This is a genomic window from Herbiconiux sp. (assembly GCF_023264895.1).
Taxonomy (GTDB): domain Bacteria; phylum Actinomycetota; class Actinomycetes; order Actinomycetales; family Microbacteriaceae; genus Herbiconiux.
Window position 1 is genome coordinate 1 of sequence record NZ_JAHFUY010000076.1, and the last position, 22573, is coordinate 22573.

Sequence of the window (22573 nt, forward strand, 5' to 3'; positions counted from 1 at the left end):
CGCCCCCCCCCCGACCTTCTTCCCACCCTCGTACGCCCAACGGGCGCCGTGAACGGAGGAAGAACCGTCGTCGCAGCCGCAACGGAGGAGAATCCGACGCCCCCGGCACCGAAGGTCCTCCGTTCCCGTCGCGAGGTTCCTCCGTTCTCCAAGCGTCCGCCGCTCACGCCGGACAGTTGCCGACGATGCCGTCCCCCCACGAGCGCCCCCATCTACACCCACGCCCACAGCCCACCCGAATAGAATCAGGCCGATGTCCACGAGCAAGAAGAAGCGACCCCGCGGCAACCCCGCGCGATCCGGCAACCCCGCCCGCGCGAACCGAGCGGCGGACGGCGGCAGCGGCACCACGGTCGACGGCCGGCCGTCCGCACCACCCGCCGGCCCTCGCACGCCCGCGGCCGCGTGGATCGCCGGAGCCCGCCTGCGCACCCTCACCCTCTCCATCGCGCCCGTCGCGCTCGGCACCGGTGCAGCCGCCGTGATGACCGACATCGACCTCACCCTCGTGCTCCTCTGCCTCGCGGTCTCGGTGCTCCTGCAGATCGGCGTGAACTACGCCAACGACTACTCCGACGGCATCCGCGGCACCGACGACCACCGCGTCGGCCCGCCCCGCCTCACCGGATCCGGTCTCGTCCCGGCCAAGCGCGTGCTCACCGCCGCGCTCGTGTTCTTCGGGCTGGCCGCCGTCGCGGGCCTCGCCATCACGGTCATCACGGGCCACTGGTGGCTGCTGGCCGTCGGCGCCGTCGCGATCGCCGCCGGGTGGTTCTACACCGGTGGCAAGCATCCGTACGGGTACTACGCACTCGGTGAGGTCTTCGTCTTCATCTTCTTCGGGCTCGTGGCGACCGTGGGCACGACGTTCATCCTGGCCGGCGACATCAGCACCGAGAGCTGGCTCTCCGGAGTCGCGATCGGGCTGATCGCCTGCGCGGTGCTGATGGCCAACAACATCCGGGACATCGACCAGGACAAGCTCGCCAGGAAGCGCACGCTCTCGGTGCTGATCGGCCGCACGGCCTCCCGCGTGGTCTACGTGGTCTACCTCGTGCTGGCGTACGCGATCCTGTGGTTCTTCGGGCTGCTCTACCCGCTCGCGCCGCTCGTGTTCTTCACGCTGCTCATCACCGTGCCGGCCTCGATCATCATGATCACCGCCAAGCGGCCGCGCGAGTTCGTGACCGTGCTGCAGCTGACGAGCCTGTTCGGGCTGCTCTACGGAATCGGCCTCGGGCTGGCGTTCGCGTTCTGAGTCGACTCAGCGTCGCCGACTCGGCGTCGTCGACTCAGCGTCGCCGGCGTCGCCAGGAGCTCAGCGCTCGGTGCGGTCGACGGCCGAGTCCTCCACGTCCTCGTCCTCCGACACGGCGGCGGGCTTGGCGCTCTGGGCCTGACCGCGGTTCTCCCGGGCGGCGTAGAGCGAGCGCGATGCCTCGTCGCGCGGCTTCCGCAGCACGATGATGGAGATGCAGAGCGAGATCAGCGCCGCGATCACGGCGGCGAGCCACGGCGTGATCTGCAGCAGAAGGAGGATCGCGAGCACGCCGGCGAAGATGCTCACACGGATGAGGGTGTACACGAGCCAGGTGCGTCCAGGATTCACGGTATCGAGTCTAAAGCGTGCATCCTGATGGCCCGCCGAGCCGTCGTCGGGCGGACGCCGAGCCGCGGATCGAGCCACTGCCGGGCGGCCGCTCAGGCCGCTGCGGAACCCCGCAGGATCCCGGTCAGGTCACGGTCGTGGAACACGCAGTCGGCTCCCGGATGGCGGGGGTACGCTTACGGCATGGCCCGCGTACTCCTCGCTCTCGTCATCGTCGTCGTGGCGTTCACCGTCTACGCGCTCGTCGACTGCCTGATGGTGCCGAAGGCGCGCGTGAAGGCTCTTCCGCGCATCGCGTGGGTGTTCATCATCATCCTGTTCACCCCCATCGGCGGCATCCTCTGGCTCGTCTTCGGCCGCGGCCGTCGCGTGACGTCACCGCCCATGCGCGCCATGGGTCCGGATGACGACCCCGACTTCCTCGGGACCATCCGCGTCGTCCCCGATCCGACCGAAGACGAGCGCATCCGCGAGCTCGAGAAGCGTCTGGCCGAGACCGACGACGAGACGGACAACGGCAGAACCGACCGGTGACCACCCCCGCCTCCGCCCCCTCGGAGGGCGCGAACGCGAGCGCCGCGGCCACCTTCGCCGACCGGCTCGTGCGCGCCCTCGCCGACCTCGGCGTGCAGCACGCGGTGGTCTCACCTGGCTCCCGCTCGCAGGCCCTCGCCCTGGCGCTCGCCGAGCTCGAGACCGAGGGGCTGGTGCAGGTCCATGTGCGCATCGACGAGCGCGTCGGCGCCTTCACCGCTCTCGGCATCGCGCGTGAGACGGGCGTTCCCGCGCTCGTCGTGACCACGTCGGGCACCGCCGCCGCCAACCTCCTGCCCGCGGTCGTGGAGGCGAGCCACTCCGGCGTGCCGATGATCGTGCTCACGGCCGACCGCCCCGAGCACCTCCGCGGCACCGGCTCCAACCAGACCACCTACCAGCCCGGGCTCTTCGGCCGCTTCGCCCGCTGGGAGGCCGACGTGCCGGCTCCGAGCCTCGAGTCGATCCCGGATGCGCGGCGCCTGGCCGCGGACGCGGTCGCGGTCTCGACGGGCCCGGATCGCGGCCCCGTGCACCTCAACCTGCAGTTCGTGGAGCCGCTGTCGGGGGCGGTGCTGCCGGAGGATCCCGAGTCGACGGGCGCGCCGGTGGAGGCCGGTGCCGGTGCTGGTGCCGATGCCGATGCCGATGCCGGTGCCGGTGCCGTTGCTGGTGCTGGTGCCGCTGCCGGCGCCGGTGCCCCTACCGATGCCGGTGCCGGTGCGTTCGTGAACTCGCTCGGTGCCGGCCTCGCCCCCGAGCGCCGCACCCGCCACCTGCCGCGCGGCCCCCGCACCCTCGTGGTCGCGGGCGCCGACGCGGGCGAGCGTGCGCAGGAGATCGCCGCCGAGGCGGGCTGGCCGCTCGTGGCGGAGGTCTCGAGCGGTGCGCGCTTCGGCCCCCAGCTCGCCCAGCACCATCGCGAGCTGCTCGACCACCCCGACTTCGGTGGGCGGGTGGAGCGTGTGGTGGTGCTCGGGCATCCGACGCTCAGCCGGCAGGTGTCCGCACTGCTCGCCCGTGAGGGGCTCGACCTCACCGTGGTGAGGGAGCCCGGCGAGCCCGTGGTCCCGCATCCGGATGCCGTGCTCGTCGACGACGTCACCGTCGACCCCGAGGACCGCGGCGACCGCGCCGCGCGCGCCTGGACCGGCCAGTGGGTGTTCGCCGGCCGCGACCTCGCCGAGGAGGCCGCCGCCGAGGACGACGTGGCCCCGCCCGTGATCGTGCAGGGCGGCAGCGAGGACATCGAGGGCTCGCGCGCCTACGCCAAGGGCGAGCTCGCCGCCCTGAACGCTCCCATCACCCGCCGTGCCCTCGCGCTCGCGGTGTGGCGGGCGACCTGGCCGCATGACCGGCTCGTGCTCGGGGCGTCGCGCCTCATCCGGGAGCTCGATGCCGCGGCACCGGGCAAGCGGATCGCGGTGCACGCGAACCGCGGACTCGCCGGGATCGACGGCACGGTGGCGACGGCCACGGGCATCGCCATCGCGAGCCAGAGCGTCGGCGCCGGGGTTCGTGCCCGTGCCAATGCCGGTGCCAATGCCGGTGCCGGTGTCGCCCGCGCGGCTCGCTCCAGCACCGCACGCTCCAGCACGGCCCGCGCCGGAACCACCCGCGTGCTCCTCGGCGACCTCACCCTCCTGCACGACGTCGGCGCCCTCCTGCTGCCGCCGGGGGAGACGGCGCCGCGAATCCAGCTCGTGGTCGGCAACGACGGCGGCGGCAGCATCTTCGACGGCCTCGAGGTGGCGGCCACCGCAGCGCCCGACGCCTTCGACCGCGTGCTCTTCACCCCCCAGCAGGTCGATCTGGCGGCTCTCGCCGCGGCCTACGGCTGGACCCACCGCCTCCTCACCCGCCGCGGCGACCTCGACTCGGCACTGTCCTCACCGCCGCCCGGCCGCAGCATCGTCGAGGTCCGGCTCGCGCGCTGACCGCGACACCCCTGACCGCCGTGCCCGCGTCCTCTCCTCCACACGCGACGCACAGCGGATGCCCGGCCGCGATCCCTGTGGACAACGCCAGGATGTCGGATCCGCGAACTAGGCTCGACACGTGACTCTCCCCACCGCCTCCGCCGCCCTCGACACCCTCAGCCGGGTGTTCGGCTACGACTCGTTCCGCGGCGACCAGGCCGAGATCATCGACCACGTCATCGGCGGGGGAGACGCCGTCGTGCTCATGCCCACCGGCGCCGGCAAGTCGCTGTGCTACCAGGTTCCGTCGATCGTGCGGCAGGGCACGGGCGTCGTCGTCTCGCCGCTCATCGCGCTCATGCACGACCAGGTGGAGGCCATGAAGGCCGTGGGCGTGCGCGCGGCGTTCCTCAACTCCACACAAGACGCGGGCACCCGGGCCGAGGTCGAGTCTGCCTACCTCGCGGGCGAGCTCGACCTGCTCTACGTCGCGCCCGAGCGGCTCTCCTCCGAGAGCACCAAGCGGTTCCTCGCGAGCGGTGAGATCGCGCTCTTCGCCATCGATGAGGCACACTGCGTGTCCCAGTGGGGTCACGACTTCCGGCCCGACTACCTGGCCCTCGCCGAGCTCGCCGAGCGCTGGCCCGACGTGCCGCGCATCGCCCTCACCGCCACAGCCACGGAGGCCACCCACAAGGAGATCACCTCGCGGCTGTCGCTCGGCGAGGCGAAGCACTTCGTGGCGTCGTTCGACCGGCCGAACATCCAGTACCGCATCGACCCGAAGAACGAGGCGCGCAAGCAGCTGCTGTCGTTCATCCGCTCCGAGCACCAGGGCGATGCGGGGATCGTCTACGCGATGTCGCGGAAGACGGTGGAGCAGACCGCCGCGTTCCTGGCGCAGAACGGCATCGACGCGATGCCGTACCACGCGGGGCTGGACGCGGGCATCCGTGCCCGCACCCAGGCCCGGTTCCTGCGCGACGAGGGAGTGGTGATCGTCGCGACGATCGCGTTCGGCATGGGGATCGACAAGCCCGACGTGCGGTTCGTGGCGCACATCGACCTGCCGAAGTCGGTCGAGGGCTACTACCAGGAGACGGGCCGTGCCGGCCGCGACGGCCTCCCGTCGACGGCGTGGATGGCCTACGGGCTCAACGACGTGGTGCAGCAGCGGCGCATGATCGACGAGTCGCCCGGAGACCTGGCGCATCGCCGTCGGCTGTCGTCGCACCTGGATGCGATGCTCGCGCTCTGCGAGACCGTGCACTGCCGGCGGGTCAACCTGCTCGGCTACTTCGGTCAGTCGAGCGAGCCGTGCGGCAACTGCGACACCTGCATCACGCCGCCCGAGGCGTGGGACGGCACGGTGCCGGCGCAGAAGCTGCTCTCCACGGTGGTGCGGCTCGAGCGCGAGCGCAACCAGCGCTTCGGCGCGGGGCACCTCATCGACATCCTGCGCGGCAAGCGCACCGACCGGGTGGGCCAGTGGGGGCACGATGCGCTGAGCACCTGGGGCATCGGAGAAGACCTCAGCGAGCAGCAGTGGCGCGGCGTGGTGCGGCAGCTGCTCGCGCAGAGCCTGCTCGCGGTGAACGACGACGGCTACGGCACGCTCGTCATCACCCCCGCGAGCGGTGAGGTGCTCTCGGGCACCCGCACCGTGCAGCTGCGGCGCGAGCCCGAGCGGGCGGCGCGTTCGGGCTCCGGATCGGGTGGCTCGGGTTCGGGCGGTTCTGGGCGCACCCGTTCCTCGGCGGCCAAGGCAGATCTCTCCGAGGCGGATGCCGCGCTGTTCGAGGAGCTGCGGGCCTGGCGTGCGGCCACGGCTCGCGAGCAGGGCGTCCCGGCCTACGTCGTCTTCCACGACGCCACGCTCGCCGCGGTCGCCTCCCTCCGCCCCTCCTCGGTCGCCGACCTCGAGGGCATCGCGGGCATCGGCGAACGCAAGCGCGACTCCTACGGTGCGGGCCTCGTGGAGGTGGTGGTGGCGGGCGCCTTCACGCCCGCCGTGTCCGACGGTGCGGCGGATGCGGGCGGCTCCGGCGCTGCGAGCGACGCCTCGGCCTCGGGCACCTCCCGCGCGGGCTCCGGTGCGGGCTCCGGTGCGAGGGGTGCCGGCTCGCGTGCCGCGGGTTCCGGATCACGTGCTGGTTCGGGGTCGGGCGGTTCCTCCGGCGGCAGGTCGTCGTCGCGCGGGGGTCGCTTCGCGTCGCCGGCCCGTGGTCAGCAGCCCGCCTTCGACGAGGCGCCGCCCTTCGATGACGTCCCGCCGGACGAGGACGTCCCCTACGACGACTACCCGCCCTACGACGACTTCGACGCGCCGCCCGCCCAGCCCTGAGCCGCCGGCCTGCCGCGCCTGCCCTGACTGACTGACTGACTGGGGACCGGATCGCCGATTCGGCGGACTTCGCCATCTGTAGCGGCGCCCGGCGCGTATTCGGGCGCGGTCGACGTCAGGGTTGGACTTGTCCGCGGATGGCGATCCGCGTGCCCGCGTCGAGTGCTACGAGCGGGCGTCGAGGAGGGACTGCATGTAGTCGATCTCGCTCTGCTGGGCCACGATGATCGCGTCCGCCAACGTGACGACGAGGGGGTTCGTGGTGCGGGCGACCGCCGCCTTCGCCATCTCCACGCCGCCGCGATGGTGCGCGATCATGAGCTCGAGGTAGAGGCGTTCGGCCTCCACTCCGCGGAGCTCCGCGAGCTCGTTGAGCTGATCGAAGGTGGCCATGCCCGGCATCGAAGCGCCCGGAACCATCGGCTCGGCGGTGGATCCGCTGGACCCGGCTGACCCGCTCGACCCGCTCGACCCGGCTGACCCGCTGGACCCGCCCGATCCGCTCGAGCCGGCGTCATCCGTCAGCGGATCCGCCGTCGCCGTCGCCTGTGCACCGCCGTGGCCGTGGGCCGAGTCGGAGCCGTCGAGGGTGGGCTGGAGCATCCAGCTCATCACAGGCCTGGTCGACGCCTGCGACAGACCCCACATGTTCAGCCACGCGTACATCTGGCCGGACTGCTGCGACTGGGAGGTCGCGATGTCGTAGGCGAGGGAGCGCACCTCGGGGTCGTCCGTCACGTCACGCACGATGAGCGACATCTCGACCGCCTGATTGTGGTGCGTCTGCATGTCGCGCGCGAAGCCCGCCTCGACGCTGCCGTCAGAGGGCGTCGGAACGCGGGGAGCCGCGAGCCACCCGGCGGAGAAGACCGCCACCACCACGACGACCGCCGCCACGACACCCGCCAGCACGATCCGCCCCCGCCCACCACGGCGAGGCGCGGCCTCGGCGGTGGTCACGGTGCCGGGATCGGCCGAATCGGCGCGAGCGCCGTCGCCCGGCCCGCGAGCGCCGTCGCCCAGCCCGCGAGCGCCGTCAGGCAGCCCGCGACCGTCGTCGGAGAGCTCGCCGGGCGTCAAGCGACCTTGCCCGGGGCGTTCAGGCCGCCGGTGCAGGCCGCGCCGGGCTCGGGAGCGTCGTTCGAGCGCCAGAACTTCTTGACGAAGTCGCCGAGACGCTCGTCGCCGACGCCGTCGAGGAGCACCTGGTTGTTCCAGGCCGAGGCGACGACGGGTGCCGGGATGCCGGGGTAGGGCGAGAGCACCACATAGTTGTCCGGCAGCGAGTCGCGCAAAGTTCGAACACCGGCCTCGTCGACCTGCTCGGGGTCGTAGGTGACCCACACGGCGCCGTGCTCGAGCGCGTGCACCGCGTTCTCGTCGGGCACGGGTTCGCTGTAGATGCCGCAGTTCAGCCACACGCCGTTGTGGTCGCCTCCCGCGGGTGGGGTCTGCTCGTAGTCGACCGAGGTGGTGACGTGGTTGGCCGTGAGCTCGTAGGTCTGCAGGTCGCCGACGGCGATCGACGCCGGGTCGACCTCGGGCTCGGCGCTCGTGACCACGAACGTGATGATGAGCCCCACCGCGAGCACGCCCGCGACGCTGCCGCCGATGATGCCGAACCGGCGGTTGCGCTGCTGCTTCTTCTGCTGCGCGAGGTGAGCCGCCACCTTCTCGGCACGACGGGCCTCGCGCTCCTCCTTGACGGAGAGCTTCTTGGCCTGGTCCTTCGCCTTGGGCGGCACGCCGCCGGCAGCGGAGGACGAGGAACGGGTGGCGTCGTCGTTGCGAGGAGTCACGGGTCTCATTTCGAAAGGGACTTATTGTCGGGACAACTATTCCGGATCCGGCTGAAGAATGCATCCTAAGCTCTCCCCCGCACCATCCTCAGGCCGGTTTCATAGGAACCGTCCCATAGCCGCACCCGCATACGCCATGTGTGAGGATCGGACAATGCTCAAGACCGTGCTGCGCGGCGTCACCCGCCCCGTCGCCCGGGTGCTCTACCGGCCGACGGTCACGGGCCGCGAGAACGTCCCGCGCCAGGGCCCCGTGCTCTTCGCGAGCAACCACCTGAGCTTCATCGACAGCGTCGTGATCACGCTCATCGCCCCGCGTGACGTGCGGTTCCTCGCCAAGTCCGAGTACTTCACCGGCACCGGCGCGAAGGGTCGGCTCTCGAAGGGCTTCTTCGAGTCGATCGGCGCCATCCCCGTCGACCGCGAGAGCAACACCGCCGCCCAGGACTCGCTCGAGCGCGGCCGCGAGGTGCTCGAGGCCGGTGGCGCCTTCGCCATCTACCCCGAGGGCACACGCTCCCGCGACGGGCGTCTCTACAAGGGGCGCACGGGCGTGGCCTGGCTCGGTCTCACCACCGGCTGCCCCATCGTGCCGGTCGCGCTCACTGGCACCGAGGAGCTGCTGCCCGTGGACGCGAAGCTGCCCCGGATCCGCCCCGTCACGATCCGGTTCGGCGAGCCGATCGACTCGACCACCTACGGCGAGGCGACATCGGCCCGCGCCCGTCGCCGCCTGACCGACGATGTGATGACCGCCATCGGCGAGATGTCGGGCCAGGAGCGGGCGAACGCCTACAACGAGCCCCCCGCGGCCTCGGTGGTCGAGCGCGTGCGCCGCGCCCTGCACCGCAACGACCCCAGCTGACCCACGCCCTCCTACCAGGTGGTGCGGGCGGCCGGACCGGGGACGATGGCCGCCGACGAATCCGGTACGGCCTGCCCGCTCTCGTCGACGAAGGCGAGCCGGAGCGGCGCTCCCGTCGCAGCGTCGACCACCCGGGAACTCCGCCCCCCGGGGTAGGGGTTGAACGTGTCGCCCCACTGGATCATCGCGCCCGCGACCAGGGCCAGCCCCCGCCCGCTCTCGGTGAGGTGGTAGCTCGATCGCTCCCGGGAGCCGGCCTCCCGGTAGGCGCGCTTCTCCAGGACCCCCGCGGCGACCAGCTTGGCGAGCCGGTCGGTGAGGATGTCGGTCGACGCGCCGAGCGAGTCCCGGAACTCCGAGAACCGGCTGCGGCCCCGCAGCGCATCCCGCACCACCAGGAGCGACCACTTCTCGCCGATGACGTCGAGCGTGCGCACGATCTGGCAGCGAGGCCCGTCGTCGAGCCCACTCACGCGCGCGCCGCCCGCAGGGGACGCGGTCTCCGTCTGTGTCTGCATGCCGCCACTGTATTCGCGTCTAGCCTGAATTGGAAATTCCAACCGAGACCCGTAGAGTGCGGCTATGCCCCGATCCCGCGCCGCCTTCTGGTCGTCCGCCGCCGTTCTCGCGCTGTGCCTGTGGGCGAGTGGGGCGCCGAGCGTGCTCTACCCCGAGTACGCGGCGGCCTGGAGCCTGCCCGCCGTGGTCACGACCTCCGTGTTCGGCGCCTATCCGGCGGCGCTGCTCATCGTGCTCCTGCTCTTCGGCGGGGTCTCGGATGTCATCGGCCGCCGACGCGCCATGCTCCTCGGTGTGGCCCTGCTGGCCGTCGCCGCGATCGTCTTCGCCCTGGCGCCGAACGTGGGGTGGCTGTTCGCCGGCCGGATCCTGCAGGGCGTCGGGACCGGATTCGCGCTCGGTGCCGCCAGCGCCGCCCTCGTCGAGAACAATCCGACCGGCAACCCGCGTGTGGCGAGCACCCTCACCACGGTGTCGACGGCGGCGGGACTCACGCTCGCCCTGGTCGTCTCCGGAGCCCTGGCGCAGTACGCCCCGCTGCCGCTCGTGCTCTCCTACGTGGTGCTCGCCGTGCTGTGCGCGGTCGCCGCCGTCGCGGTCTGGCGCACACCGGCGGATGCGCCCAGAGGTGCTGGTGGAGCGAGACGTGAGGGCGCGGCCTGGCGCCCCGCCGCGCTGCGGCTGCCCCGCGGCATCCTCGTGCCCTTCCTCGCTGCCGCGCTGTCGGTGGCGACCGCCTACAGCATGGGCGCCGTCTTCCTCTCGCTCGGCGCCCAGATGGCCCGGGAGCTCACCGGCACGACCGACCTCCTCGTGATCGGGGCGCTCCTCGGGATCTCGTCGGTCGCCATCGGCCTCACCGCGCTCTTCCTGCGCTCCGTGCCGGCGCATGCCGCCATCATCACGGGCGGCCTGGTGGTGCTGGCCTCCCTCGGCCTCATGGCGTGGTCGGCGGCGAGCGGATCGCTCGGCCTCTTCCTCGCCTGGTGTGTCGTCGGGGGCGCGGGCTACTCCTTCGCCTTCAGTGGCGGCCTCGCACTCGTGACCCGCGTGGCGCCGGATAAGCATCGCGGCGCCACCCTCTCGCTGGTCTACCTCGTCGCCTATCTGCTGCAGGCGTCGACCGCCGTCGGGGCCGGAGCGCTGGCCACGGCCCTGGGGCTCGGCCCGGCGATCGACGTGATGGCTCCGATCCTCGCGCTCCTCGCCACGGCCGCGCTCGTGCTGGCCGCGATCGATCGCGCCGCCGGCCGGCGAGGCGTCGTGCGCGCTTTGTCTGACTCGACACGTCCGGAGCCCCGCCCGTTGTAGGCGTTCCACAGCTGCCTCCTCGACTCCTCGCGCGCATTTGTAGGCGGCGCACGCCTGGTTTCCGCATCCCCGAACCCCGACCTAGCGTGGAATCCGCCCACACGAACACGGTCGATCACGAGGATGGCGATGACGCACACGGTCGAGAACACAACCACCGCACCCAGCACGGACGACGCGACCGCCGCGATCGAGAACGACCTCGACGAGAGCGCTCGCGTGCCCCGCAAGGGCGGCCGCGACAAGAGCGGCGCGAAGCCCGAGCGAGCCGACGTGGTGGTGGCGCGCACCGACGTGGAGTGGCTCGGCCGCTACCTCCTCGGCACCTGGGCCGACGTGCGCCTGGCCTCCCGCGAGCTCACGGCCCGCCCGGAGATGCAGCGGATCGAGGGCCAGACGATGGCCGAGCACCGCGAGCGGGTCTTCGGTCAGCTGAAGCTGCTGGTCGAGGACGGCGCGGTGCACCGCGCGTTCCCCAAGGAGCAGGGCGGCGAGGACGACCACGGCGGCAACATCGCGGGCTTCGAGGAACTCGTGACCGCCGACCCGAGCCTGCAGATCAAGTCGGGCGTGCAGTGGGGCCTCTTCGGCGCCGCCGTGCTGCACCTCGGCACCGCCTACCACCACGAGACCTTCCTGCCCGGGATCATGAGCCTCGAGGTGCCCGGCGCCTTCGCCATGACCGAGACCGGGCACGGATCCGACGTGGCCGCCATCGGCACCACCGCCACCTACGACGAGGCGAGCCACGAGTTCGTGCTCGACACCCCGTTCCGCGGAGCCTGGAAGGACTACCTCGGCAACGCCGCCAAGGACGGCCTCGCCGCCGTGGTCTTCGCCCAGCTCGTGACGAAGAACGTCAACCACGGCGTGCACGCCTTCTACGTGCCGCTGCGGGATGCCGCCACGAACGAGTTCCTGCCCGGCATCGGCGGGGAGGACGACGGGCTGAAGGGCGGCCTCAACGGCATCGACAACGGCCGCCTGCACTTCACCGGCGTGCGCGTGCCCCGCGCCAACCTGCTCAACCGCTACGGCGACGTCGCGGAGGACGGCAGCTACTCGAGCCCCATCGAGAGCCCCGGCCGCCGCTTCTTCACCATGCTCGGCACCCTCGTGCAGGGCCGCGTCTCGCTCGACGGCGCCTCCGTGGCCGCCGCGAAGATCGCCCTCACCATCGCGGTCACCTACGGCAGCGAGCGCCGCCAGTTCACCGCCGGCAGCGACACCGACGAGGAGGTGCTGCTCGACTACCAGCTGCACCAGAAGCGGCTCATGCCGAAGCTCGCCACCACCTACGCCGCGAGCTTCGCGCACGAGCAGCTCCTCACGAAGTTCGACCAGGTCTTCTCGGGCGCCGCCGACACCGACGCCGACCGGCAGGACCTCGAGACCCTCGCCGCCGCCCTCAAGCCGCTCAGCACCTGGCACGCGCTCGAGACCCTGCAGGAGGCCCGCGAGGCCTGCGGCGGTGCCGGATTCCTCGCCGAGAACCGCCTGGTCGGCCTCCGCGCCGACCTCGACATCTACGCGACCTTCGAGGGCGACAACCACGTGCTCCTGCAGCTCGTGGCCAAGCGCCTCCTCAGCGACTACAGCCGCCGCTTCGCCAAGGCCGACTTCGGGGTGCTCGCCCGCTACGTGGTGGAGCAGGCCTCGGATCGCGCGGTGCACGGATCCGGGTTGCGCTCGCTCGCGCAGCGCGTGGCCGACTTCGGCTCCACCGCCCGCTCGGTGGGGCAGCTGCGCGACCCCGAGGCGCAGCGCCAGCTGCTCACCGACCGCGTCGAGACGATGGTCGGCGATGTCGCCGCGAAGCTCCGCCCCGCCTCGAAGCTCTCGCAGAAGGCCGCCGCCGACCTCTTCAACCAGCACCAGGTCGAGATCATCGAGGCCGCGCGGGCCCACGCCGAGCTGCTGCAGTGGGAGGCCTTCACCCAGGCCGTCGAGGGCGACGCCGGGGCCCCCGGCGTCGGTGCCGCCATGGACGACGGCACGCGCGTGGTGCTGACCTGGCTCCGCGACCTCTTCGGCCTCGGCCTCGTCGAGAAGCACCTCGCCTGGTACCTGCTGAACGGGCGGCTCTCGCCCCAGCGCGCCCAGGCCGTCGGCCAGTACACGCAGCGCCTCTCGGCACGCATCCGCCCGCACGCCCAGGACCTCGTGAAGGCCTTCGGCTACGGCCCGGCCCACACCCGTGCGGCCATCGCGACCGGCGCCGAGAAGACCCGCCAGACGGAGGCCCGCGACTACTACCGCGAGGCCCGTGCCGCCGGCACCCTCCCCGCCCCCGAGAAGAAGCCCAAGGCACGCCGGTAGAACCTGAACTATCCTCGAGTGATGCAGGAGGTTCGATTTCCCGAGTACCGGGCGTACGAGGCGGCACGTGTCGAATCGAGCAACGCGATGATGGCCCTGCTTGCCGGGGCCGGCCTGGCATCGCACCTGCTCCAGCTGACACAAGGGTCCTCGCATCTGCTTCCTGAGGTCTTTCCTCAGGTGCCGCACATCGGCCGCTTCAACCTCGAGAGCGAAGCAGCGCGAGTCATCCTTGATTCAGCGGACGCTCACCTCGGAGCGATGAGCGTCCCCTACGCGCTAGCTCTCCACGAGGACTTCCTGCGCACGTGCTTGTCGATGCTTCAACGGGCGGGAATCGCGAGCAGATCCCAGGTCGAGGTGTCGCTTGCGGGTCAGCACTCTCTGATCGAGAAGCTCACGGGCGACACGTTCGACTCGGACTCGCTGATTCAGCTGGATGTTCTCAGATCTATGCGGAACTGCCTCATCCATGGTGGTGGACTTGTGGGCTCCGCGCTCATTTCCGCTCTTCAGCCTTGGACCGAGCGAGCCGAAGCGGGATGGGTGAAGCTGGCCCCGTCCCCAACCCGCATGACGATCGGCCAACGCGTCGTGTTCGGCCATGGTGAGATGATCCTTGCGCTGGCCGTGACGACGAAGCTGGCACGAGAAGCGAATCGTCTCATCCAGCGAGTCGTCCCGAGGTCGCAATGGGCAGACGTCATCGTCGCGGATTATCGAATCGAGACCGACGGCAACATCCTCGCGCCGGATTTTCTTCGGAAGATCCGAGGCTTTGCGCGGTTCAACTACGTCAGCTTGGCCATGACGGATGCCGAGCTCCGGGAAGCCATCGATCGCAGCCGCCTTCAGGAAAAGTAAAAGCGGGGCTCTACTGCATGAGCTACGAGCTGTGCTCGCCGGGACTTGCACCCGGTTCTCCCGATTCTGTGGATCTTCCGGTTGCGAACCGGTAGGACATTTCCAGACCCTCCAGAACAGAATACCGGTGACACCGCCTCAGCGCCAGAGCCCTCCGGGCTGGTACCCGGGTACCAGAGCCCCGCCCCACGTCGGCACCCGCGGCCGACGAAGGGGGCGGGGCTCTCTTCGTAGCGTGGGAGAGGTGGCGCAGACGCGCCTCTCGAACAACTCGAAGAAGCGGGGACGACAGTGATCGAGGCGACGACCTTGACCAAGCGCTACGGCGCGAAGACAGCGGTGGACGGGGTGAGCTTCGCGGTGCGCCCGGGGCTCGTGACCGGGTTCCTGGGGCCCAACGGCGCCGGCAAGTCCACCACGATGCGCATGATCGTGGGCCTCGACCGCCCCACGAGCGGTCGCGTGACCGTGAACGGCATGCCCTATGCCGAGCACCGCTCACCGTTGCACGAGGTGGGGGCCCTGCTCGAGGCGAAGGCCGTGCACACCGGACGGAGCGCCCGCAACCACCTGCGCGCGCTCGCGGCGACCCACGGCATCCCGCGCCGCCGCGTCGACGAGGTGATCGACCTCACGGGGCTGCACTCGGTGGCCGGCCGCCGCGTGGGCGGCTTCTCGCTCGGCATGGGGCAGCGGCTCGGCATCGCCGCGGCCCTCCTCGGCGACCCCGCCACGCTCATCCTCGACGAGCCCGTCAACGGCCTCGACCCCGAGGGCGTGCTCTGGGTGCGCGGCTTCGTGCGGCAGTTCGCCGCCGAGGGCCGCACCGTGCTGCTCTCCAGCCACCTGATGAGCGAGATGGCGCTGACCGCCGACCACATCATCGTGATCGGCAAGGGCCGGGTGATCGCGGATGCGCCGGTGGGAGACATCGTCGGATCGACGAAGACCTTCGTGCGGGTGCGGAGCCCCCGGATCGACGAGATCGCCCGGCGGCTCGGCCAGCCCGACGTGGAGGTCACCAGCACCGCCGCCGACACCATCGAGGTGCGCGGCGTGACGGCGGAGGTGATCGGCGACGCCGCCCTGCAGCTCGGGGTGGCACTGCACGAGCTCACCGAGATCACCGGATCGCTCGAGGACGCCTACATGGACCTCACGCGCGACGAGGTCGAGTACCGCACCACCGTGGGCGCTTCCGCAGCCTCGGGTGCATCCGCCGGCCCGTCCGCCCCCTCCGCAGCATCCGCGTCGACCGAAGGAGCCCTCCGATGACCGCCACCGTGACCGGGCCCGCCGTGGCCCGCCTCTCGCACCAGCCCCTCCCGGAGGCCAGGCTCAGCTTCGGCGGCGTGCTGAAGAGCGAGTGGATCAAGCTCACGACCGTGCGCTCGACCGTCTGGGCCTACGCGATCATCGTGCTCATCCAGCTGGGTATGGGCGCCGTGATCGTGCTTTCCCAGCCCGCGGAGTACCTCGCCCAGTCGACCCCGGCCGACGTCGCGATCATGTCGGCGAGCCTCGGGGTGATGCTCAACCAGCTCGTCATCTCGGTGCTCGGCGTGCTCGTGATCACGGGGGAGTACGGCACCGGGCAGATCCGCTCGAGCCTCACCGCCGTGCCGAGGCGGCTGCCCGTGCTCTGGGCCAAGGCCATCGTGTTCGCCGTCGCGAGCTTCGTCGTGGGCCTGGTCGCGGTGCTGGCCGCGTTCGCGCTGAACGCCGTGCTGCTGCAGTCGCGCGGGGTCTCCGTGACCCTGTTCGACGCCGAGGTGTGGCCGCACCTCGTGGGGGCCGCGGGCTACCTCGCACTGGTCGGCCTCATCGCCTTCTTCCTCGGCGCCCTCATCCGGCACACCGCGGGAGGCATCGCCGCCGCCATGGGCCTCCTCCTCGTGGTGCCGAGCGTGCTCGGGTTCATCAGCGCCGAGTGGGTCACCGTGCTCGGGCAGTGGCTGCCGATGAGCGTCGGGCAGAACCTGTTCTTCCCGGCCGACGTGTTCCAGCCCTGGCAGGCGATCCTCGTTATGCTCGGGTGGATCGCGGTCGTGGCCGTGCCCGCCGCGATCCTGCTGAAGCGCCGCGACGCCTGATCGGCCGGAGCAGAGGGTGCGAGCAGAAGGAGGGGAGACGCGTCTGAGCGAGGATCTGCGTCTCCCGAAGCCCCCCGGCTTCATCCGCTCGTACTTCAACCGGTACCCGTGGGTGCTCGACAGCCTCATCGCCGCCGGCTACGTGGTGCCGATGGGGGCGGTCTCCCTCGTCGCCTTCGTGGCCTCGCTGTTCGGGTCGTCGCCGTTCACCGACGACCCGATCCGCAGCACCCCGGTGTGGGGGCTGCTCATGCTCTACACGACGGCGGCCGTGACGGTGGGACTCCTGTTCCGCCGTCACGTGCCGTTCGTCACCGCCACGATCTGCGCCGCGGCGATGCTCGTCTCGGCACCCGTGACGAACCAGATCGACGTCGTGCCGATGATGTTCGCGCTCTACGCGCTCGCGGTCTACCGCTCGGCCAGGGCGGCGTGGCTCTGGACCCTCATCGCGTCGGCGGTGGGCATCGCCTCGACGGTTCTCTCCGACCCCTTCGACCTCGCGTCGATCGTGGGCTACGGCGTGCTCACGACGATGCTCATGACCATCGCCACCCTCGTGGGGATCACCTTCGGCAACCGGCGCCGCTACATCCAGGCCCTGCTCGACCGGGCCCGGCAGCTCGCCAGGGAGCGCGACCAGCAGGCCCAGCTCGCGGCCGCCGCCGAGCGGGCCCGGATCGCCCGCGAGATGCACGACATCGTGGCGCACTCGCTCACCGTGATCGTGGCCCTCTCCGACGGTGCGGAGGCGAGCATCGAGCGCTCGCCGGAGACCGCCAGGGAGGCGGTGCGGCAGACCGGGATCACGGCCAGACGCGCGCTCACCGACGTGCGGCGCTCGCTCGGCGTGCTCACCGAGCCCGACGGGCGCGACGGTGGCGGTGGCGGTGTGGGTGGCGGTGGAGCGGCTCCGATCGCGCCCCAGCCCGCGCTCGCCGACCTCCCCGACCTCATCGCCTCGTTCCGCGCCGCGGGCCTCCCCGTGCGCTTCACGACCTCGGGACAGCCGCCCGCCGACCTCCCGCTGCAGGTGACCGTGTTCCGGGTGGTGCAGGAGGCCCTCACGAACGTCCTCCGCTACGCCGTGCAGGTGACGGCCGTCGACGTCGTGCTGCGCTACGTGGGCACACCGGGTGGCGGCTCGGCCGTCTCGATCGAGGTGACCGACGACGGCGTCGACCCCGGCCGTGGCGCCTCCTCGACCGGCTCCGGACGCGGTCTCATCGGCATGCGCGAGCGCGTCGCCGTCTACGGCGGCACCGTGAGCGCGGGCCCGGCCGGCAGCCGCGGCTGGCGCGTGAACGCCACCCTGCCCTCGACCCCTCACGACCCCGGAGGCCCCCGATGACCGATCCGATACCCGAGCCCGCCTCGCCGCGCATCCGTCTCCTGCTGGTCGACGACCAGCAGCTGATCCGGCTCGGGATGCGGATGGTGCTCGAGGCCGACCCCGGCTTCGAGGTGGTGGGCGAGGCCGGCGACGGCCACGAGGCGCTCGCCGCGGTGGCCAGGCTGAGGCCCGATGTCGTGCTGATGGACGTGCGGATGCCCGGCATGGACGGCATCGAGGCGACCCGCCGCGTGGTCGAGGCGCACCCGCAGAGCCGCATCATCATCCTCACCACCTTCGACCTCGACGAGTACGCCTTCGCGGGGTTGAACGCCGGTGCCAGCGGCTTCCTGCTGAAGGATGCGCAGCCGGCCGAGCTCGCCACGGCCATCCGGGCGGTCGCCTCGGGCGACGCGGCCGTGTCGCCGCGCGTCACCCGCAAGCTCCTCGAGCTCTTCGGTCCACAGCTGCCCTCCGGCGCGCCGGGGAATGCGGGGGCCGCGGCCCCGGCACCGGATCAGCGGTTCGCGAGCCTCACCGAGCGCGAGCGCGACGTGCTCGTGGCCATGGCCGAGGGGCTCACGAACACCGAGATCGCCGCCCGGTTCTTCCTCTCCGAGTCGACCGTGAAGACCCATGTGGGCCGCGTGCTCCTGAAGCTCGAGCTCCGGGATCGCGTGCAGGCGGTCATCTACGCCTACAGTGCGGGACTGGTGTGAGCCCGGCCACGCTAATCTGGAGACCGACCATCCCCTGATCGAGGAGAAGCGAACATGTCGGTAGGCCTCCTCGCCGTGGTGGATGACATCCTCACCGCCGCCCTCAAGGCGAGCGCCAAGACGGCTGGCGTCGTGATCGACGACGCGGCCGTGACCCCGCAGTACGTGCAGGGTCTCACGCCCGCGCGCGAGCTGCCCGTGGTGTGGCGGATCGCCCTCGGCAGCCTCTTCAACAAGTTCGTCATCATCATCCCGCTCGCCCTGCTGCTGTCGGCGTTCGCGCCCTGGGTGCTGCCGTTCCTGCTCATCATCGGCGGCACCTACCTGTGCTTCGAGGGCGCCGAGAAGGTCACGGAGTGGTTCGGTGTGCACCACGGCGGGCACGACGAGGGGGCGCGCGACGAGAAGAAGCTCGTCTTCGGCGCCATCCGCACCGACCTCATCCTGAGCACCGAGATCATGCTCATCGCGCTCGCGAGCCTCGACCCCGACTTCGGCATCTGGATGACGCTCGGCGCGCTCGCCGTGATCGGCCTCGGCATGACCGCGCTCGTCTACGGCGCCGTGGCGCTGCTGGTGAAGATCGACGACGTCGGCCTCCGGCTCATGAAGAACCCCTCGCGGAAGGTGCGTCGCACCGGCGCCCGGATCGTGGCCTCGATGCCCGCGGTGTTCCGCGTGATCAGCATCGTGGGCACCGTCGCCATGCTCTGGGTGGGTGGGCACCTCGTGATCGCCAACCTCGCCGAGACCTTCTGGAAGGGGCCCTACGACGTCGTGGGCGTGGTCACCCACGCCGTGGAGGCGGCCGGGCCCGTGGCGGTCTGGATCGCCGACACGGCGATGTCGGCGGTGTTCGGGCTCGTGCTCGGCATGCTGATCGTGCTCGTGATCACAGGCATCCGGCGCGTGCTGCCGAAGAAGCAGACCGCGGCCGCCGCGCACTGAACTCGGAAGGACCCCCATGTTCCAAGCCCAGGAAGTGCTCCGCAGGAAGCGCGACGGCCTCGAGCTGTCGACCGAGGAGATCCGCTCGTTCGTGGCGGGCATCGGCACGGGGGAGGTCGGGGAGGCGCAGATCGGCGCCTACACGATGGCCACCTACCTCAACGGCATGACCACCCGCGAGATCGTCGACCTCGTGCTCGCCATGCGCGACTCCGGCACGGTGGCCGACTGGGAGGCCGCGGGCGTCGACCACTCGCGCGTGATCGAGAAGCACTCCTCGGGCGGCGTGGGCGACGAGAAGATCACGCTCCTCGTGGTGCCGATCGTGGCGGCCGCGGGCGTCTTCATCCCGAACATGTCGGCCTGGGGGCTCGACTACTGCCCCGGCGAGATCGACATGCTCGACTCGGTGCCCGGCTACGACGGCGCCCCGAGCGTGCAGAGCTTCGTCGATACCGTCGCCCGCACCGGCGGCGCGATCATCGGCCCGAGCCCCGACCTCGCGCCGGCCGACGGCACCATCTTCAAGGTGCGCGACACCACGGCCACGGTCGAGAGCGTGGCGCTCATCACGGGCTCGATCATGTCGAAAAAGCTCGCGGCGAACCCGTCGGGCGTCGTCATCTCGGTGGGCTGCGGCACGGGTGCCTTCATGCACACGCTCGACAGGGCCCGGGAGCTCGCGCACTCGATGTCGAACGTGGCGACCGGTGCCGGCATCCCGAGCGTGATCATGATCACCGAGCTCAACTCGGTGCTCGGCACGACCGTCGGCAGTGCGGTCGAGATGATCGAGACCGTCGACTTCCTCACCGGCGCCGAGCGCGACCCCCGGGTGCTCGAGCTCGTGCTCGAGCTCACCTCCGAGATCATCGTGCTGGCCGGGCTCGCCGCAAGGCTCGAGGAGGCCCGCGCGATCGCGCTCGAGCAGCTCGAGTCGGGGCGGGCGGCGGCGAAGTTCGGCGAGATCATGGCGGCACAGGGATGCCCGGCCGACTTCGTGGAGAACGCGCGCGACCACCTGCCCTCGGCCGCCGTCATCCGCCCGGTCGAGCCGAGCACGGCGGGGCACCTCGCCTCGATGGACACGACCGACGTGGGGCTCACGCTCGTGGAACTCGGCGGCGGGCGCCAGAAGCCCGAGGACGACATCGACTTCACCGTGGGCTTCAGCCGCTTCGCGCAGCTCGGCGACGCTGTCGGCCCGGGTGCGCCGATCTGCGTGCTGCACGCGCGCAGCGAGGCCGAGTGGGAGCGCGGGGCCGCGCGGATCCGGGCGGCCATGACGGTCACCGCCGAGCCGGCCGCGCCCGCGCTGCCGATCATCATCGAGAAGATCGCGGCCGACCCCCGCAGCTGAGCCGGTGCGGCAGACGCCCGCGGCTGAGCCGGGCAGCTGAGCCGGGGCGGCTGTCAGTGCGGCTGCGCGGCAATAGGCTCGCAGCATGCGAACCCTGTACCCCGAGATCGAGCCGCACGCGCACGGGATGCTCGACGTCGGCGACGGCCAGTCCGTGTACTGGGAGGAGTCCGGCAACCCCGACGGCAAGCCCGTGGTGTTCCTGCACGGGGGACCGGGCGGCGGCACGAGCCCCGCGCACCGGCGCCTGTTCGACCCCGCCGTCTACCGCATCGTGCTGTTCGACCAGCGCGGCTGCGGCCAGAGCCTCCCGCACGCGAGCTCGCCGGACGCCGACCTCGCGGCCAACACCACCTGGCACCTCGTGGCCGACATCGAGCGCCTCCGCGAAGCGCTCGGCATCGAGCGCTGGCAGGTGCTCGGCGGATCGTGGGGCAGCACGCTCGCGCTGGCCTACGCCGAGACCCATCCGGAGCGCGTGACCGAGCTCGTGCTCCGCGGCATTTTCATGCTGCGGCCGAGCGAGCTCGAGTGGTTCTACGAGGGCGGCGCCTCGGCGATCCTGCCCGACCTCTGGGAGTCGTTCCTCGCCCCTGTGCCCGAGGAGCTGCGGGGCGGCAGCCTGATCGCGGCCTATCACCGGCTGCTCAATGACCCGGACCCCGCCGTGCACGGCCCCGCGGGCGTCGCCTGGTCGACCTGGGAGGCGTCGGCGCTCACGCTGCTGCCGCGCCCGGCTCTCGTCGAGGCCTTCGCCGTGCCGGAGTACGCGCTCGCGTTCGCGCGGATCGAGAACCACTACTTCGTGCACGGCGGCTGGTTCGAGCCGTCGCAGCTGCTGCGTGACGCCCCGCGCCTGAAGGACATCCCCGCCGTGATCGTGCACGGCCGCTACGACCTCTGCACGCCGCTCTACAACGCCTGGGACCTGCACCGGGCGTGGCCGGAGGCCGAGCTCGAGATCATCCCGGATGCCGGTCACGCGTTCGACGAGCCGGGCATCCTGGATGCGCTCATCCGGGCCACCGACCGGTTCGGGCAGCGCCTGTGAGGCGGGCCGGATGGCTGGGTGCTGTCGCGGCCGCCGGCGCCCTCGCCGTGCTGCTCGCGGGCTGCGCGGGGCCGGCCGCCGACCCCTCGGTGTTCCCCGCGGGTCCCGTGGTCGACTACCAGCTCGGCGGCGGCTACCCGCCGCCGGAGGGTGTCACGGTCGTGGCGCGCGACAGCACCGACGAGCCCGCCGAGGGCGTCTACAGCATCTGCTACGTCAACGGCTTCCAGACCCAGCCCGGCGCCGACTGGCCCGACGGGCTCGTGCTGCACGACGCATCCGGAGCCGAGGTGTTCGACCCCGGCTGGCCCGACGAGCGGCTGCTCGACCTCCGCACCGCCGAGAACCGAGAGGCGGCCGCCGACGAGCTCGCACCCGTCATCCGCGGCTGCGCCGACGCGGGGTTCCAGGCGGTGGAGTTCGACAACCTCGACTCCTACACGCGCTCCGACGGCGCCTTCGGCCTCGAGGAGGCGGTCGCCTTCGGCAGCCTCCTCGTCGAGGAGGCGCACGCGGCGGGCCTCGCCGCCGGCCAGAAGAACACGCCGCAGCTCGCCGATCGCGGGCACGACGAGATCGGCTTCGACTTCGCCGTGGCGGAGGAGTGCGCCTACTACGAGGAGTGCTCGGCCTACACCGACGTCTACGGCGACCGCGTGATCGACATCGAGTACGCCGACGCGTTCGAGGCGGGCACAGAGTCGTTCGAGGGGGGCACAGAGTCGTTCGAGGGCGCCGTCACCTCGTTCGAGCAGGTCTGCGCCGACCCGGACCGCCCCTTCGGCACCGTGCTCCGCGACCGGGACCTCGCTCCGGCCGGCGCCGAGGGCCACGTCTACGCCCGCTGCTAGCTCCCCGTGCTAGCTGTGATGCCCAGGCAGGTTGTTTCGTGACACGTCGTTGATGTGCGAATAGGTGAAGGCCTCCGGTTGTGATGTGGAGCTGTTCAAGGAACCGCTTCACGAACCAGGAGGCCTTCGTGTCCC

Annotated in this window: 19 protein-coding genes and 1 pseudogene; 16 read left to right on the forward strand and 4 right to left on the reverse strand. The window is 71.4% G+C overall.

Going from position 1 to position 22573, the window contains the following annotated elements; all coding sequences use genetic code 11:
• Window positions 1–253 precede the first annotated feature (253 nt).
• Window positions 254–1258: a 1,4-dihydroxy-2-naphthoate polyprenyltransferase gene (locus Q0D57_RS14010; RefSeq protein WP_291045104.1), complete on the forward strand. Its 1005-nt coding sequence runs from the start codon at window positions 254–256 to the stop codon at window positions 1256–1258.
• Between the two features lie 60 nt (window positions 1259–1318).
• On the opposite strand, the gene Q0D57_RS14015 is transcribed toward Q0D57_RS14010, so the two are convergent.
• Window positions 1319–1609, reverse strand: a complete 291-nt coding sequence (locus Q0D57_RS14015) for a DUF4229 domain-containing protein (RefSeq protein WP_291045108.1) — start codon at window positions 1607–1609, stop codon at window positions 1319–1321.
• 183 nt (window positions 1610–1792) lie between these two features.
• Between Q0D57_RS14015 and Q0D57_RS14020 the strand changes: the two genes are divergently transcribed.
• The 3 genes and pseudogenes from Q0D57_RS14020 to recQ form a co-directional block, all read left to right on the forward strand.
• Window positions 1793–2143: a PLDc N-terminal domain-containing protein gene (locus tag Q0D57_RS14020; protein WP_291045111.1), complete on the forward strand. Its 351-nt coding sequence runs from the start codon at window positions 1793–1795 to the stop codon at window positions 2141–2143.
• Window positions 2140–4080 carry a 2-succinyl-5-enolpyruvyl-6-hydroxy-3-cyclohexene-1-carboxylic-acid synthase gene (gene menD / locus Q0D57_RS14025; RefSeq protein WP_291045113.1) on the forward strand — a complete coding sequence of 647 codons (1941 nt, stop codon included), beginning with the start codon at window positions 2140–2142 and terminating at the stop codon, window positions 4078–4080. Before Q0D57_RS14020 ends, menD begins: the two co-directional genes overlap by 4 nt.
• Before the next feature lie 121 nt (window positions 4081–4201).
• Window positions 4202–6055, forward strand: a pseudogene (gene recQ / locus Q0D57_RS14030) (DNA helicase RecQ); the annotation flags it as partial.
• Between the two features lie 516 nt (window positions 6056–6571).
• On the opposite strand, the gene Q0D57_RS14035 reads toward recQ, so the two are convergent.
• Complete coding sequence (locus Q0D57_RS14035; RefSeq protein WP_291045115.1) at window positions 6572–7486, reverse strand: DUF305 domain-containing protein; 915 nt, start codon at window positions 7484–7486, stop codon at window positions 6572–6574.
• Window positions 7483–8205, reverse strand: a complete 723-nt coding sequence (locus tag Q0D57_RS14040; RefSeq protein ID WP_291045117.1) for a DUF3105 domain-containing protein — start codon at window positions 8203–8205, stop codon at window positions 7483–7485. Before Q0D57_RS14040 ends, Q0D57_RS14035 begins: the two co-directional genes overlap by 4 nt.
• Window positions 8206–8359: 154 nt before the next feature.
• Here Q0D57_RS14040 and Q0D57_RS14045 point away from each other — a divergent pair, with 154 nt between their 5' ends.
• Entirely contained in the window at window positions 8360–9070 is a 711-nt protein-coding gene (locus tag Q0D57_RS14045; RefSeq protein ID WP_291045119.1) for a lysophospholipid acyltransferase family protein, read from the forward strand.
• A gap of 11 nt (window positions 9071–9081) precedes the next feature.
• Here the strand turns inward: Q0D57_RS14045 and Q0D57_RS14050 are convergent, their stop codons facing one another.
• A complete protein-coding gene (locus Q0D57_RS14050; RefSeq protein WP_291045121.1) occupies window positions 9082–9588 on the reverse strand; it encodes a helix-turn-helix domain-containing protein in 507 nt (168 codons plus the stop codon).
• A gap of 64 nt (window positions 9589–9652) precedes the next feature.
• On the opposite strand from Q0D57_RS14050, the gene Q0D57_RS14055 reads away from it, so the two are divergent.
• The 11 genes from Q0D57_RS14055 to Q0D57_RS14105 all read left to right on the forward strand — a co-directional run bounded on the left by Q0D57_RS14055 (window position 9653) and on the right by Q0D57_RS14105 (window position 22438).
• Window positions 9653–10900, forward strand: a complete 1248-nt coding sequence (locus Q0D57_RS14055; RefSeq protein ID WP_291045123.1) for an MFS transporter — start codon at window positions 9653–9655, stop codon at window positions 10898–10900.
• A 129-nt stretch (window positions 10901–11029) separates the two neighbouring features.
• Window positions 11030–13219 carry an acyl-CoA dehydrogenase gene (locus tag Q0D57_RS14060; protein ID WP_291045125.1) on the forward strand — a complete coding sequence of 730 codons (2190 nt, stop codon included), beginning with the start codon at window positions 11030–11032 and terminating at the stop codon, window positions 13217–13219.
• A 21-nt stretch (window positions 13220–13240) separates the two neighbouring features.
• Window positions 13241–14083, forward strand: a complete 843-nt coding sequence (locus tag Q0D57_RS14065) for a hypothetical protein (protein WP_291045127.1) — start codon at window positions 13241–13243, stop codon at window positions 14081–14083.
• Between the two features lie 291 nt (window positions 14084–14374).
• On the forward strand, window positions 14375–15358 hold the full coding sequence (locus Q0D57_RS14070) for an ATP-binding cassette domain-containing protein (RefSeq protein WP_291045129.1): 984 nt from the start codon (window positions 14375–14377) through the stop codon (window positions 15356–15358).
• Entirely contained in the window at window positions 15355–16176 is an 822-nt protein-coding gene (locus tag Q0D57_RS14075; protein ID WP_291045131.1) for an ABC transporter permease, read from the forward strand. The genes Q0D57_RS14070 and Q0D57_RS14075 overlap by 4 nt, the downstream gene beginning before the upstream one ends.
• 16 nt (window positions 16177–16192) lie before the next feature.
• A complete protein-coding gene (locus tag Q0D57_RS14080) occupies window positions 16193–17527 on the forward strand; it encodes a histidine kinase (protein ID WP_291045134.1) in 1335 nt (444 codons plus the stop codon).
• A complete protein-coding gene (locus Q0D57_RS14085) occupies window positions 17524–18228 on the forward strand; it encodes a response regulator transcription factor (protein WP_291045136.1) in 705 nt (234 codons plus the stop codon). Before Q0D57_RS14080 ends, Q0D57_RS14085 begins: the two co-directional genes overlap by 4 nt.
• A gap of 54 nt (window positions 18229–18282) precedes the next feature.
• Window positions 18283–19176, forward strand: a complete 894-nt coding sequence (locus Q0D57_RS14090; RefSeq protein ID WP_291045138.1) for a DUF808 domain-containing protein — start codon at window positions 18283–18285, stop codon at window positions 19174–19176.
• A gap of 16 nt (window positions 19177–19192) precedes the next feature.
• Complete coding sequence (locus Q0D57_RS14095) at window positions 19193–20536, forward strand: thymidine phosphorylase (RefSeq protein ID WP_291045141.1); 1344 nt, start codon at window positions 19193–19195, stop codon at window positions 20534–20536.
• Window positions 20537–20621: 85 nt separating this feature from the next.
• On the forward strand, window positions 20622–21587 hold the full coding sequence (gene pip, locus Q0D57_RS14100) for a prolyl aminopeptidase (RefSeq protein WP_291045143.1): 966 nt from the start codon (window positions 20622–20624) through the stop codon (window positions 21585–21587).
• On the forward strand, window positions 21584–22438 hold the full coding sequence (locus tag Q0D57_RS14105) for an endo alpha-1,4 polygalactosaminidase (RefSeq protein ID WP_291045145.1): 855 nt from the start codon (window positions 21584–21586) through the stop codon (window positions 22436–22438). The genes pip and Q0D57_RS14105 overlap by 4 nt, the downstream gene beginning before the upstream one ends.
• Window positions 22439–22573: the final 135 nt, after the last annotated feature.

Bases quoted from the DNA above. Each gene is read 5' to 3' on its own strand.
- Q0D57_RS14075 (WP_291045131.1), top strand. From the start codon at position 15,355: ATGACCGCCACCGTGACCGGGCCCGCCGTGGCCCGCCTCTCGCACCAG.
- Q0D57_RS14090 (WP_291045138.1), top strand. From the start codon at position 18,283: ATGTCGGTAGGCCTCCTCGCCGTGGTGGATGACATCCTCACCGCCGCC.
- Q0D57_RS14010 (WP_291045104.1), top strand. From the start codon at position 254: ATGTCCACGAGCAAGAAGAAGCGACCCCGCGGCAACCCCGCGCGATCC.
- Q0D57_RS14020 (WP_291045111.1), top strand. From the start codon at position 1,793: ATGGCCCGCGTACTCCTCGCTCTCGTCATCGTCGTCGTGGCGTTCACC.
- Q0D57_RS14060 (WP_291045125.1), top strand. From the start codon at position 11,030: ATGACGCACACGGTCGAGAACACAACCACCGCACCCAGCACGGACGAC.
- Q0D57_RS14055 (WP_291045123.1), top strand. From the start codon at position 9,653: ATGCCCCGATCCCGCGCCGCCTTCTGGTCGTCCGCCGCCGTTCTCGCG.
- pip (WP_291045143.1), top strand. From the start codon at position 20,622: ATGCGAACCCTGTACCCCGAGATCGAGCCGCACGCGCACGGGATGCTC.
- Q0D57_RS14050 (WP_291045121.1), bottom strand. From the start codon at position 9,588: ATGCAGACACAGACGGAGACCGCGTCCCCTGCGGGCGGCGCGCGCGTG.
- Q0D57_RS14085 (WP_291045136.1), top strand. From the start codon at position 17,524: ATGACCGATCCGATACCCGAGCCCGCCTCGCCGCGCATCCGTCTCCTG.
- Q0D57_RS14095 (WP_291045141.1), top strand. From the start codon at position 19,193: ATGTTCCAAGCCCAGGAAGTGCTCCGCAGGAAGCGCGACGGCCTCGAG.
- Q0D57_RS14065 (WP_291045127.1), top strand. From the start codon at position 13,241: ATGCAGGAGGTTCGATTTCCCGAGTACCGGGCGTACGAGGCGGCACGT.
- Q0D57_RS14045 (WP_291045119.1), top strand. From the start codon at position 8,360: ATGCTCAAGACCGTGCTGCGCGGCGTCACCCGCCCCGTCGCCCGGGTG.